Raw genomic sequence first — 12,820 nt, 5'->3', positions numbered from 1 at the left:
GAACCTATCCTCGGGGAGGCCGGCGGGGCACCCTTTCCTCTCGTATTGGCTCTCGTCCTGAATTAAGAGGTGAGACGGGAAGTGACGCACTCCGCCGGGTACCCGATGCGTGCGGATGCCGTCACGCTCGGCGTCGGGGCGGACGGTCACGAGCACCCCGCGGGAGGGGGTAGTATTTCCTGCGTCGGCCGAAACGGCGGACAGCGCGCCGCTAGCTCAGTTGGTTAGAGCAACTGACTCTTAATCAGTGGGTCCGGGGTTCGAGTCCCTGGCGGCGCACCTCTTCGAAGGCCTCCGCGCACTGCGGGGGCCTTCGTCGTTGGCCCGGGGGTGTCGTCGAATCCGCGTCGTCGCACAGCAGGCGGGGACGTGACGACACCCCCTAGAGTGCACGGATGACTGCGGTGGGGTACGGACACGGCGGCACGGAGTGGATACGCGTACCGGTGGGGGCCGACGCCGAGCGGTTCGCCTCGCGCCGGCGGCTGCGCCGGGTGCTCCTCGTCGTCCACAACGTGACCTCCGCCACCCGGCTCCTCGACCTCCTCCCGCTCTTCCGCGACGACCTGCGCCTCCAACTGCTCGCCACCTGCACCGGCTCCTCCCCCGTCCAGCACGGGGTCCCCGAGCTCCTCGCCGACCTCGGGCTGCCCGTCCTGCCGTGGGAGCAGGCCGTGCGGACACCGGTCGACCTCGCGGTGAGCGCGAGCTACGGGGGGCAACTGGAGGCGTTCCAGGGGAAGTTGATGGTGCTGTCGCACGGGGTCGGATACAATAAGAGGCTGGCTGCACCGGACACCGGACACCGCGAGCCCGCACCCGCGCCCGTCTTCGGCCTCTCTCCCGAGTGGCTCCTCCACGAGGGCAGCCCCCTCGCCGCGGCCACCGTCCTCTCCCACCCCGAGCAGCTCGCCAGGCTCACCGAGTCCTGCCCGCAGGCCGCACCGACCGCCGTCCTCGCCGGGGACCCCTGCTACGACCGGCTCCTCGCCTCGGCCGCGCACCGGGACGTGCACCGCCGCGCTTTCGGACTCACCCCGGGCCAACGGCTCGTGGTCCTCAACTCGACCTGGAACCCGGAGTCCCTCCTCGGCGACGCGGGCGCCGACGTCCTGCCGGAACTGCTCCGCCGGCTCGTCGAGGAGCTCCCCTGCGACGAGTACCGGCTCGCGGTCGTCCTGCACCCCAACATCTGGCACGGCCACGGCCCCGGCCAGGTGACGGCGTGGTTCGACGCGGCGCGGCGGGCCGGGGCCGTCCTCGTGCCGCCGCTCGACCAGTGGCGGCAGGCGCTCGTCGCGGCCGATCTCGTCCTCGGTGACCACGGCAGCGTCTCGTACTACGCGGCGGCCCTCGGCGTCCCCGTCCTCCTCGGCGCATGGCCGACCGAAGGGCTCGCGCCCGACTCGCCCGTCGCCGCTTTCGTACGCGAGGCGCCGCGCGTCGATCCGACGCGCCCCCTGTCACCGCAGTTCGAAGAAGCGCTCCGAGTGCCGTGTGCGCCGCGGCGGCCGGCGGAGAGCGTGAGCTCGGTGCCGGGGCGCTCGGCGGAGCTGCTGCGCCGGTGCGCGTACCGGCTCCTCGGGCTCGACGAGCCGGAGAGCCCCGCGCTCCTCGACCCCTTGCCCGCGCCGGCGTACGAACCCGCGCACCGCACGGCACCGCTCCGCGTGCGCACCCGGGTCGCGGACGCCGGCGACGCACCCCGCGTCGAGGTGGTGCGCAGGACCTCCGACCACGCCGACCGGGACGCCGGGTGGCGCACGCACACCGTCGTCGACGAGGAGACGGCCGACCTCGGCAGGCTCGCCCTCGCCGACATCGTCGTCCTCCGCGCGGACGCGGACGACGTACGGTACGGCCCCGCGGACACGTGGCTGCGCGAGGCGGCCGAACGCCACCCGCACGCGTCCCTGTGGTGCCGTGTCACGGGCCCCGACCGCTGCACGGTCCGCACCCGCGACGGCACCCACCGCACACTCGCGGCCCGCCGGCTCCCCGACGGCCACACCGACTTGGCCGACCCCGCGCTCTACGCCTCCGCGCTTTTCGCCTGGCTCGCCGAGGGCCGCCCCGCGGAGCGGCGCCGCCTCACCGTGGAGACGGGGCGCGAACGCCACGAAGTCGACTGCTCGGCGTCGGCGCCGTCAGACCTCTGATTCCAGCAGACCGCGGAGCCGGTCCGCCGCTTCGAGGTCGCCGAGCGCCTTGCGGAGGCGTAGCGCGCGCCGGCGGAGGCTGCGGCGCTCCGACGCGTCGGGGACGCGGTCGGCGAGGAGTTCGGCGGCCTCTGCCTCCTGGGGCAGTGCTCTCTTGTCGTCGAAGAGGTCGAGCGCCTCGCGCAACGCCTCGACGCCCGCGTCCGGTCGACCGGCGGCGGCATGCGTACGGGCGACGGTGACGAGGACCTTCGCGCGGTTGTAGAGGTCGCCCGGCGGTGCGAGGCCGGGGAGGTCGCGCAACGCGAGGAGGGCGGCGTCGAGTACGGGGAGCGCCTCCCGCGCGCGGCCCAGTCCGGTGAGCGCCCGCGCGTCGTTGTGGAGCAGCAGCGCACGGGCGCGCGGGTCGGTCGCGTACGCGGCGGCCTCGCTGAAGCACGCGCGGGCCGCGGTGTACTCTTCCTCGTCGAGCCGGAGGTAGCCGAGCGACTCGACGGCGGTGGCGCGTCCCCGCGCGTGGTCGTCGGGCTCCAGCTCCTTCGCCCGCGCGAAGTCGTCCGCCGCGCGGCCGGGCTCGCCCAACGCGCGGTAGGAGAAGCCGCGTTGGACATGGAGACGGGCGACGAGCCGCGGGTCGGCGAGGCGAGGCCCGCGGGCGCCGTCGACGGCGGCGGCGAGCGCGGCGCCGTGGGTGCGCAGGCAGTCCTCGTGGAACCCGAGACGCAGATGGAGCCCCCACATCGCCTCGCAGAGCTCGGCCGCGAGCTCGGCGAACCCGGAGTCGGCCGCGAGCACCACGGACTCGACGAGCGCGGAGCGCTCGGTGCGGAGCGTGTCGAGCGCTTCCCCGTCGGTGCCGTACACCTGTGCCTGCGCGCGCCGCCCCGTGTAGAACGGGCCGAGCACCCAACGGCCCCGCATCACACGGCGATCGGCGTCGACGGCGACCTCGCGGTAGTGCTCCAGGAGCCGCAGCACGGCGACGCCCGGGACTTCCGCCGGGAGTCCGCGTGCGTGGCGGCGTGCCGCGGCGGGTTGGCGGTACCGGCCGTTGCCCGGCGTGCTGAGGAGGCCGACCGAGGTCAACTCGGCGCAGGCATCGGCTGCTTCGGCCTCGTCCACGTCGAGGAGCCGCGCGACGGGGGCCGCCGTGACGCCGCATCCGGGGCCCGCGTGCGGGAGGCGGCCGAGCCGGGCGTGAAGCCGCTGGGCGAGCGGGGTGAGCGTGCGGTAGCCGCCGTCGAGGATGCGGAGGGTGGCTCGGCTCGCCGCTTCGTCGCCGTCTTCGGGCATCGGCTCTCCCGCCGGTGGCGCCGTGCCCGCCCCTGCCGCGGGCATCCGCGGGAAGCCTTCCCGCGGCGCACCGGGCAGCATGCGGCCGCCGACCCTTCGGCGGACGGCGGCGACCTCGCTGAGGTTCCCCGGGTGGCCGGCGCGGACGACGGCGCGCAACTCCCGGTCGTCCCTGTCGGGTTCGGCGCCGAGCTGCCGCAGCAGCTCCCAGGAGTCCTCCTCGGGGAGCGGTTCCACCGGGAGGACGGCGCCGGCTTCCCCCGCGAGGCCGAGGGGCACGGAGGCGGCTGTGACGAGGGTGAGGGAGCCGGGGATCTCGGTTTTCACGGCGCCGAGCTGGGCCGCGCTGTGCGCGTTGTCGAGGAGGAGCAGCGGGCGGGTGCCCGCCAGGAGCCGGCGCAGGCGCCGGCGCTTGGCCGCCGCGGTGCGCGGCAGGGACTCCTCGGGGAGGCCGGCGTCGAGGAGGAGTTCGGTGAGGGCGCTGCCGCCCGTCTGGGCGCCGGACGGGTCGCCGCCGCCCAGGTCGACGGCGTGGTGGCTGCCGGGGAAGTACCCGGCGAGCTCCGTGGCGAGCTGCCGTGCGCAGCTCGTGGTGCCGCTGCCGGGCGGGCCGTGGAGCAGCACGGTGAGTGCGGCGTCGGGCTGGGCCGCGAGTGCCGAGGCGACGAACTCGCGGGCGCGGTGGCGGAGTTCGTCCTGGTCGAGGAAGGGGTGCGGGGCCGCGAGGCGTTCGGGCGGGAGTGCGCCGTGGTCGCGGAGGAAGCTGCGGAGGAGGAGCTGGACGGGGCGGTCGTCGACGGTGGAGGCGACCTCCTGGAGCGCCCGCCGGAGGCCGTCCGCGTCGTCGGGCCGCAGTCCGTCGCGGTCGTCGGGCGCGTTGCCGCGCCGGCGTGCCCGGCGGAGGAGGTCTTTCAGCTCCGCCACCGACTGGTCGGTGACGGACTGGAGGACCGCGCCGCCGACGAGTCCGAGCCCTCCGATGAACAGTTCCACCGCGCCCCCCGGTGATCGTCGCGAGCGTCCAGGGTAGTGCCAACGCACGTGCCGCGGCAGGCGCTTGGGGCTCTCACATCGGCAGACGCAGCAGGTCGCCGTCCCTGCCGCGCCGGGCGCACACCACGGTCAGCAGGACACCGACCGCCGCCCACACGGCGAGGACGGTGAGCGGGAAGGCGAGGGCGTTGCCCGAGAAATAGACGGCGTTGCGCACGGCGTTGGTGCCGGCGCCCGCGGGGAGCCAGTCGCCGATGGCGCGCCAGAACGGCGGGATCATGTTCCGCTGGTACGCGCCCCCCGCGCTGGGGTTGCCGAGCACGACGAAGAGGACGATCGCGACCCCGATCCCCACGACGCCGAAGAGCACCTGGAGCGCGATGGTGACGGCGCCTGTCAGGAAGACGGTGAGCGCGCCGATGCCGACGATCGGCCAGAAGTGCCCGGGCAGCGCGTCGAGTACGGGCCCGACGACGAGCGCGCTGCCGATCCCGGAGAGCCCCGCGTACAGCGCCATGGCCGCGATGCGCAGCGTCGCCCTGCGCCGGTCGGCGGGGCGTGCGCCGACGGTGATGCCGAGCATCGAGGCGGCGAGGTAGCCGCCGACGAGCCAGCCGACGACGAGGTAGAAGGCGGTGAGGCTGCCGTGGTCCCCGCTGCTCGCCGGGGCGATGTCCTCGGTGTGCAGCCTGCGTCCCTCCGAGTGCGCGTACTCCTGGGCCAGTTCGCGTACGGCGCCGGTGACCGACTGCCCGGCGGCGGAGGCGAGGAGGAGCGTGTCGCGGTCGCCGTCCGGGTCGACCACGTAGCCGGCCTCGGCGTCACGGTGCAGGACGCGGTCGCGTGCCGCTTGCGCGTCGTCGACGCGGCTGGTCTCGACGGGGCGCCCGGGCAGCCCGTCGAGTTGGCGGGCCACCTGCTCGGGTGCGGCGACGGCGAGCGGGACGCGCTGCGGCTCGGGGTGGTGGAAGGCGCCGACGTAGGAGAGGAGGAAGCCGAGTTGGATGAAGAGGACGGCGACGGTGAGCCAGAAGGCTCTGGGGGTGATGGCGTCGCGGAGGTCGGCGAAGCGGGAGGTGCGCATGGGCGGTCCTTGCGAGGGCTCCGCGCGGAAGGCGCCGGGACGCGGAGGCGGGGCGGGAGTTGGCGTGCGGGTTTCGACGGGTGCGTGCGGGTGCGCACGGTTTGTCCGTCGTCATGCCTACCGCATCCACCCGGCCGTTCCGGGTGCGCCACGACCGTCGCGGCGGTGCGGCAGGGTCGAACGGCACCCTCAAGGAACCCCGGATTCCTCTTGCATTGGTCTGGACATGCCGAGGAACAGCCCAGTAGTTTGCAGGTTGGTCTAGACCGCGTCGTCTCCCGTGAGGCCCCCACACTCCTCACGCCCCCCACAGCACAAAAGGAGCGAACATGCGCAAGAAGATCGCAGCAGCCGCCGTCGGCCTCGGACTCGGCGGCGCCGCCATCCTGTTCACCGGCGGCTCCGCGCAGGGGCACGGCTACAGCCAGGACCCCATGAGCCGTCAGGCGTACTGCGCCGAGGGCACGGTGAGCGACTGCGGCTCCATCGAGCACGAGCCGCAGAGCGTCGAGGGCCCCAAGGGCTTCCCCGAGGCGGGCCCTGAGGACGGCAGCATCTGCTCGGGCGGAAACGAGGGCTTCGCCCAGCTCGACGACCCGCGCGGCGGCGACTGGCCGACCACGAAGCTCGACGCCGGCGGCGACTTCACCTTCAAGTGGAACCTGACGGCGATGCACTCCACCACCGACTTCCGGTACTACATCACCAAGGACGGCTGGGACGCGAGCAAGCCGCTGACCCGCGCCGACCTGGAGTCCGAGCCCTTCCTCACGGTGCCGATGAACGGCGAGCAGCCCCCGGCCGAGTGGACGGCCGACGGCCAGCTTCCCGAGGGCAAGTCGGGCAAGCACCTGATACTCGGCGTCTGGAACATCGACGACACGGCCAACGCCTTCTACTCCTGCGCCGACGTCGAGTTCTGACGCACCCCCGCGGCGGGCCCGTCCGCCGGTGAACGCCGCACGTCCAGCCCCCATGCGAGAGGGCCGGGCCGCAACCGGGCGGCCCGGCCCTCTCGTGCGCACGCCCCTCGGTCGCCGGTGCGCGTCGCCGGCGGAACCGGAACCGTGAGAGCGCCGCCGTACACCCGTGCGCGGCGGCTCACCTCCGTACGATTCCAGTCCCCCGGAAAGTGTGAACGCACCCCGCGCCGCCCGGCGTCGGGCGCACGGAGCATCCCCGCCGGGGCCCGCTCGCCGGGGCCGCACCGTGCAGGAACAGCGCAGGTCGCAAGGGGATGACGTGTTGGTCACACCGAACTCGGCAATCCCTTCCGTTCCGGTGTGAACAGCTTGTTTCGCCCTTGCGATCATGTGGGGAGTCCGGGAACCTAACGTCGAGTCAACGAGACTGCTGAAACCGCACGAACACCGGACGAACACCGGACAAACACCGCGCGAGAGACCGCGTCAACGCGTACAACACAGCACCGCAGAAGGCGCGTCCGGCCACCGGCGGAAACGGAATCGTTGGATCGACCTTGGAACCGCACGAGGCCGTACGGAGTCCTGGCACTCGGCGGTCGAAGTACGCCGCGCTCGGGCCAGGGGGGCCAGGACCCGAGCAAGCACGAGTACACGCAGCCAGCTGCGTGCGGGGGGATGGACGCATGACGCCGTCGACGCCGCCGGACGACACAGGGGCGCACACCGGTCAGGACGCGACGCGGACCACCCAGTTGCGCATACCGCGGCCGGGCCGCGCCCGCAACGGCAGCGGCAGGACCGGGCGTTGGACGCGCAGGGCGCTGCCCCGCTACGACTACGAGCACTACAGCCGCCTCGCAGGCCCGCTCAACCAGCCGCCGCCCGGGCGCCCGTACCGCGTCGCCTACCGCAGTCTGCTTGCCGACGAGCCGCACAGGTTCCGCGCCGGCTTCCTCCTCTGCCTCGCCCCGCTGCTCTCCGCGGGGCTGCTCGTCTGGCTCATGCAGCCCGAGCACTGGACGAAGCGGGACGACGGCGCCGTCTCGGACCTGGTGCTCAAGCTCGACATCGTGATGCTCGTCGCCATCGGCCTGATCGAGCTCTTCCGCACGATGAACGTCGTCTCCAACGCGCACGCCACCCTGGTCGCGCGCGACCCGATACCCGTGGTGCCCGAGTCCGGCACCCGCGTCGCCTTCCTCACCTCGTTCGTGCCCGGCAAGGAGCCGATCGAGATGGTGACGAAGACGCTGGAAGCCGCCGTCCGCATCCGCCACCGCGGAACGATGCACGTCTGGCTCCTCGACGAGGGCGACGACCCGCAGGTCAAGGAGGTCTGCCGCCGCCTCGGCGTGCACCACTTCTCCCGCAAGGGCGTCGAGAAGTGGAACCAGCCGAAGGGCGCCTTCCGCGCCAAGACCAAGCACGGCAACTACAACGCCTGGCTCGACGCGCACGGCGACGACTACGACTTCTTCGCCGGAGTCGACACCGACCACGTCCCGCTCCCCAACTACCTGGAGCGGATGCTCGGTTACTTCCGCGACCCGGACGTGGGCTTCGTCATCGGCCCGCAGGTCTACGGCAACTACGACAACTTCATCACCAAGGCGGCCGAGTCCCAGCAGTTCCTCTTCCACGCCCTCATCCAGCGGGCCGGGAACCGCTACGAGTCGCCGATGTTCGTCGGCACCAGCAACGCCGTGCGCGTCAAGGCGGTCAAGGCGATCGGCGGGCTCTACGACTCCATCACGGAGGACATGGCCACCGGCTTCGAGATGCACCGCCACCGGAACCCGGAGACGGGTCGGAAGTGGCGCTCGGTCTACACACCCGACGTGCTCGCCGTCGGCGAGGGCCCGAACGCCTGGACCGACTTCTTCACGCAGCAGCTCCGCTGGTCCCGCGGCACCTACGAGACGATCCTCAAGCAGTACTGGCGCGGCCTGTTCACCCTGCCGATCGGGAAGCTCTTCAACTACACGATGTTGATGATCTTCTACCCGATCTCGGCGATGAACTGGATTCTCGCTGCGCTGAGTTGTGCGCTCTTCCTCGGCGTCGGCGCCTCCGGCGTGCAGATCGACCCGACGATCTGGATGGCCCTCTACGGCAACGCCTCCGCGCTCCAGATAGGTCTCTACATCTGGAACCGCCGGCACAACGTCTCCCCGCACGAACCGGAGGGCTCGGGCGGCCTCGCCGGCATGCTGATGTCCGCGCTCTCCGCGCCGATCTACGCGCGCTCGCTCTTCGACACCGTGCTGCGGAGGAAGAGCAAGTTCGTCGTCACGCCGAAGGGGAATTCGGCGAGCCCCGACACGCTCTTCGGCACCTTCCGGGTCCACCTCTTCTTCATCGTGATCTTCGGTGGTTCCTTCGCCGGGTCCTTCTTCCTCGGCCACGACCACCCCGCGATGCTGACCTGGGCCGCGCTCGCCCTGCTCATCACGGCAGCGCCGATCATCGGCTGGCGGGTCACGGTCCGCGCCGAGAAGAAGAAGCGGAAGAACGCGAGGAAGCACCGGCAGGGGCCGCCGGCGGCGCCCCCTGCCGGCGTGGACGCCGGCGGCCGGGGCCCCTCGCCCCAGGGCGCGCCGGGGCCGGCGGGCTCGCCTGACGACACCATGCAGATCGCCCTTGGGGGACGCAACAAATGAAGTTCCGCGTAAGCCGCCGTACCCGTCGCCTCACGATCGGCACGGTGGTGGTACTCGCGATCGTGGGATTCAACGGGCCCGCGCTGTACAGCGTCGCGTCGGAGAAATACCACGACTACAAGATCAACCAGCCCGAGTACAAGGCCGAGAAGGGCCATTGGGAGATCGTCGACATACCGGAGAAGTTCCGGATCAACACGATCCACGCCGCGCTGCTCAACACGGGCAAGGTCCTCCTCGTCGCCGGCTCGGGCAACGACGCGAAGAACTTCGCCGCGAAGAGCTTCCGTTCGGTCCTCTGGGACCCGGTCAAGAACAGCTTCAAGAACATACCGACGCCCAACGACCTCTTCTGCTCCGGCCACAACCAGCTCCCCGACGGCAAGCTCCTCGTCGCGGGCGGCACCCAGCGGTACGAGACGCTCGAGGGCGACGTGCAGCGCGCGGGCGGCCTCATGATCGTCTACAACGAGAACCCGGACAAGGCGAAGACCCTCCCCGCAGGCACCGAGTTCACCGGCCGGAAGAACGGCATGACCTTCGTCTCCAAGGACCCGATCGTGGTGCCCCGGGCGAAGAAGAAGGTCGACCCCGCCACCGGTGAGGCGAAGGTGACGTCGAACCTCTCACGCGTCTACGTCGAGGCCGTCAAGAAGGGCCGCAAGTACCAGACCGGCGCCCAGGACCAGTACCGCGTCGGCGGCCTCCGCGGCCAGGAGAAGCAGGACATCTACGGCATCGCGCAGAAGCTTTCCTTCGACAAGAAGGACTTCCAAGGCATCCGCGACGCCTACGAGTTCGACCCCGTGGCCGAGCGCTACATCAAGGTCGACCCGATGCACGAGGCACGCTGGTACCCGACGCAGCTCACCCTCCAGGACGGCAAGGTCCTCTCCGTCTCCGGACTCGACGACATCGGCCAGGTCGTGCCGGGCAAGAACGAGATCTACGACCCCGACACGAAGAAGTGGTCCTTCCTTCCGCGGAAGCGCTTCTTCCCCACCTACCCGGGGCTCCACCTCGTCGGCGAGAACAAGGTCTTCTTCTCCGGCACCAACGCCGGCTACGGCCCGGCCAACCGCGGCCGCGTCCCCGGGCTGTGGAACCTGGAGACCAACCGCTTCCAGAAGATCCCCGGCATGAGCGACCCGGACGTGCTGGAGACCTCGATGTCCGTGCCGCTGCCGCCGACCCAGTCGCGGAAGTTCATGGTGCAGGGCGGGGGCGGCGTCGGCGAGTCCCCGAAGTCCACCAACAAGACGCGGATCGTCGACCTCAAGGAGGACCAACCGCGGTTCACCGACGGGCCCGACCTCTACGACGCCGTCCGCTACCCGTCGAGCGTGGTCCTGCCCGACGACACCGTGCTCACCACCAACGGCTCCAAGCAGTACCGCGGCAAGAGCGACTCCAACGTCCTCAAGGCGGCGCTCTACGACCCCGCGAAGAACGCCTACGACGAGGCGGCGGAGCCGCTCGTCGGCCGCAACTACCACTCGGGCGGGCTGCTCCTCCCCGACGGCCGGGTGATGACGTTCGGCTCCGACTCCCTCTTCTCCGACAAGGCGAACACCAAGCCGGGCGAGTTCGACCAGCGGATCGAGATCTACACCCCGCCGTACCTCAACAAGGAGGGCAAGGACCAGCCGCACCTCGCGGACCTCGGCGCCCCCCGCAAGACGGTCGACATCGGCGACCCGCTCTCCTTCCGCAGCGACGACGCCGAGCGCATCGAGAAGCTCCGCCTCGTGCGGCCCGGCTCGTTCACCCACGTCACCAACACCGAACAGTCCTCGGTGGCACTGAAGTTGACCAAGGGCGCCGACGGCAAGCTCTCGACCCGCATCCCCGACGACCCGTCGCTGGTCACCCCGGGCTGGTGGATGGTGTACGCGGTCGACGGCGACGGCATCCCGTCGAAGGCACGCTGGGTCAAGGTGAACGTCGACGCGCAGGCCGGCACGGTGACGACGACGCAGCAGGACCCGTAGGGCGGGCTTGCGGCGGGGGGCTTGCAGTGGAGTGGCCCCCCGCCTGCGGGGGGCCATAGTTGCTGGGGCCGGTCGACGGGTGCGAGTTCCGTCGAACTAGGGAAAGAGCCTTCCATGCGCATGCCCCCGCGCCCGGCTCCCGCACGTCCTTCGTTCAGCGGCGGGCCGGGTCACTGATCATCGCCGATGTCAAGCCAGATCACATCCGTCACGCGGAACTCGCGGAGCCCGGGATAGCGGCTGTAGCTGATGAGCACCGGCACCCCCGGCATGTCGACGTTGTAGCGCTCGTCGCCCATGGGGAGACCGGGCAGTTCCTTCTCCGCGTCGACGGCGGCGCCGGCCTCGACGGCGAGTGCCTGAAGGAACTGCACGACCCGGTCGTGCAGTTCGACCTTGCCGCTCAGCCGCATGGCCTCCAGCGTGTTCGCTGCGTCCTCGACGCAGTACACCGTCCAGCCACGGCGGGGCTCGCTCACTCGCCGACCATGTCCGGGAGCGGCCGTAGACCGCGGCCGGCGTCCGCGTTGGCGAGCCGGCGCCCGCGCCCCGGCACCGCGTCGCACAGGGCCTCGATCCACCACTTGTGCAGCGTCTCGTTCAGCTCGGGGCCCTCTTGAGCACGGCCGACCTCGGCGTAGAACGCCATCCGCTTGGCGCCGCTCAACGCATCGGCAACGGAATCGATGGTGCGGGGGATGGGGCGAACCCGCGGATCTACGGAATGTTCGGGCTGAGCGCTCATGTCCCCTCCGAGGTGCACATGGTCTTGACCTACACGGTACTGGACCACCCCGCATGCGCGGGGGTCACAGGATCAGGGCACCGACGGCCTTGAGCGAGTCCGGACCACCCCCGCACGCGCGGGGACCACTCCTGCTCGGTCGTCTCCACCGTGAGGTCGGCCGGACCACCCCCGCACGCGCGGGGACCACTCGACCGACGCAGGCATCGGCACCGTGACTGGCGGACCACCCCCGCACGCGCGGGGACCACACTTCCCGACCTGCACTCCTACGAGCGAGTACCCGAAATTTGCTTCACCTCGCACCTGCTCCCGACAGACCACCGAGTCCCACTCAGCCGCACCCCCGAACCCGCCCAGCACCCCGTATACATCCGCAATCCCAACTTACCGCCGGCGCACCCCGTAAGCCGTGCCGTCTCACAACTCCACCGGAAGCGCGCCCTGTTGCGGGCGCGAGGCGCCGGGTTGCGAGCACGGGATGCTGGCAGAATCGCATGGATGGCGGGCGTGCGCACGGCGACGGAAGAGGACACCGACGGGCTGCTGCGCCTCGCGGCCGAGGTCGAGCAGTGGTTCGGTCCCATGGTCGAAGTGCCCGGCTTCCGGCGGGCGCTGGGCAGGCATCTCGTCCGCGGCACCGCACTCGTCCGGCCGGGGGCGCAACAGCTCCTCGGCGGGGTGCTCTTCGGTCCCGGCCGACCGGCGCACCTCGACTGGCTCGTCGTCACCGAGCAGGCGCGCAGGCGCGGCGTGGGGCGCGCGCTCCTTGCGGAGTGCGTGCGGCGCTTCGTCCGGCCGCCGGGGCGAATCGAGGTCGTGACCTTCGGGGCGGCCCATCCCGGTGCCGAGGCGAGCGGCGCCCGGGCCTTCTACGAACGGCTCGGGTTCTCCCCGGCCGAGCCCGCACCGCCGGGGCCCGAGGGCGGCCCTCGCCAGCTCTACCGGTGCGACGTCCGCCGCCCGTGA

At 71.6% G+C, this 12,820-nt stretch carries 9 protein-coding genes and 1 tRNA gene; 6 read left to right on the top strand and 4 right to left on the bottom strand.

The window, feature by feature from the left end:
• The first annotated feature begins 205 nt into the window (after positions 1-205).
• Positions 206-279 (top strand) — tRNA-Lys (locus UWG_RS0117585).
• Between the two features lie 116 nt (positions 280-395).
• Positions 396-2,159 (top strand): hypothetical protein, encoded by a 1,764-nt coding sequence (locus UWG_RS0117580; RefSeq protein ID WP_106429977.1) that lies wholly within the window; start codon positions 396-398, stop codon positions 2,157-2,159.
• Here UWG_RS0117580 and UWG_RS0117575 read toward each other — a convergent pair.
• Entirely contained in the window at positions 2,148-4,445 is a 2,298-nt protein-coding gene (locus UWG_RS0117575) for a tetratricopeptide repeat protein (protein WP_029391536.1), read from the bottom strand. The two genes, UWG_RS0117580 and UWG_RS0117575, sit on opposite strands and share 12 nt — an antisense overlap.
• Before the next feature lie 73 nt (positions 4,446-4,518).
• Positions 4,519-5,529, bottom strand: coding sequence for an ABC-2 transporter permease (locus tag UWG_RS0117570; protein WP_016908529.1), 1,011 nt, complete (start codon positions 5,527-5,529; stop codon positions 4,519-4,521).
• A gap of 329 nt (positions 5,530-5,858) precedes the next feature.
• Between UWG_RS0117570 and UWG_RS0117565 the strand changes: the two genes are divergently transcribed.
• From UWG_RS0117565 to glxA, 3 genes are all read left to right on the top strand, one after another.
• Positions 5,859-6,452, top strand: a complete 594-nt coding sequence (locus tag UWG_RS0117565; RefSeq protein WP_016908528.1) for a lytic polysaccharide monooxygenase auxiliary activity family 9 protein — start codon at positions 5,859-5,861, stop codon at positions 6,450-6,452.
• Positions 6,453-7,138: 686 nt separating this feature from the next.
• Positions 7,139-9,115: a glycosyltransferase family 2 protein gene (locus tag UWG_RS0117560; protein ID WP_016908527.1), complete on the top strand. Its 1,977-nt coding sequence runs from the start codon at positions 7,139-7,141 to the stop codon at positions 9,113-9,115.
• The gene (gene glxA, locus UWG_RS0117555; RefSeq protein ID WP_016908526.1) at positions 9,112-11,106 is read left to right on the top strand and encodes a radical copper oxidase GlxA; all 1,995 of its coding nucleotides are present in this window, start codon (positions 9,112-9,114) and stop codon (positions 11,104-11,106) included. The genes UWG_RS0117560 and glxA overlap by 4 nt, the downstream gene beginning before the upstream one ends.
• Before the next feature lie 170 nt (positions 11,107-11,276).
• On the opposite strand, the gene UWG_RS0117550 is transcribed toward glxA, so the two are convergent.
• Together UWG_RS0117550 and UWG_RS33065 are read right to left on the bottom strand one after the other, a co-directional pair.
• Positions 11,277-11,585 carry a hypothetical protein gene (locus tag UWG_RS0117550; protein WP_157838566.1) on the bottom strand — a complete coding sequence of 103 codons (309 nt, stop codon included), beginning with the start codon at positions 11,583-11,585 and terminating at the stop codon, positions 11,277-11,279.
• Positions 11,582-11,851 (bottom strand): hypothetical protein, encoded by a 270-nt coding sequence (locus UWG_RS33065; RefSeq protein WP_029391534.1) that lies wholly within the window; start codon positions 11,849-11,851, stop codon positions 11,582-11,584. Before UWG_RS33065 ends, UWG_RS0117550 begins: the two co-directional genes overlap by 4 nt.
• A 501-nt stretch (positions 11,852-12,352) precedes the next feature.
• Here UWG_RS33065 and UWG_RS0117540 point away from each other — a divergent pair.
• The gene (locus tag UWG_RS0117540; RefSeq protein ID WP_016908523.1) at positions 12,353-12,820 is read left to right on the top strand and encodes a GNAT family N-acetyltransferase; all 468 of its coding nucleotides are present in this window, start codon (positions 12,353-12,355) and stop codon (positions 12,818-12,820) included.

The sequence above is a fragment of the Streptomyces xiaopingdaonensis genome (assembly GCF_000262345.1).
GTDB lineage: Bacteria > Actinomycetota > Actinomycetes > Streptomycetales > Streptomycetaceae > Streptomyces > Streptomyces xiaopingdaonensis.
The sequence above is the reverse complement of the archived record's forward strand: the minus strand, read 5'-3'. Positions and strand labels throughout refer to the sequence as shown.

Excerpts from the sequence above, each read along its gene's own strand:
- UWG_RS0117570 (WP_016908529.1), bottom strand. The coding sequence starts at position 5,529 with ATGCGCACCTCCCGCTTCGCCGACCTCCGCGACGCCATCACCCCCAGA.
- UWG_RS0117540 (WP_016908523.1), top strand. The coding sequence starts at position 12,353 with ATGGCGGGCGTGCGCACGGCGACGGAAGAGGACACCGACGGGCTGCTG.
- UWG_RS0117580 (WP_106429977.1), top strand. The coding sequence starts at position 396 with ATGACTGCGGTGGGGTACGGACACGGCGGCACGGAGTGGATACGCGTA.
- UWG_RS0117565 (WP_016908528.1), top strand. The coding sequence starts at position 5,859 with ATGCGCAAGAAGATCGCAGCAGCCGCCGTCGGCCTCGGACTCGGCGGC.
- glxA (WP_016908526.1), top strand. The coding sequence starts at position 9,112 with ATGAAGTTCCGCGTAAGCCGCCGTACCCGTCGCCTCACGATCGGCACG.
- UWG_RS33065 (WP_029391534.1), bottom strand. The coding sequence starts at position 11,851 with ATGAGCGCTCAGCCCGAACATTCCGTAGATCCGCGGGTTCGCCCCATC.
- UWG_RS0117560 (WP_016908527.1), top strand. The coding sequence starts at position 7,139 with ATGACGCCGTCGACGCCGCCGGACGACACAGGGGCGCACACCGGTCAG.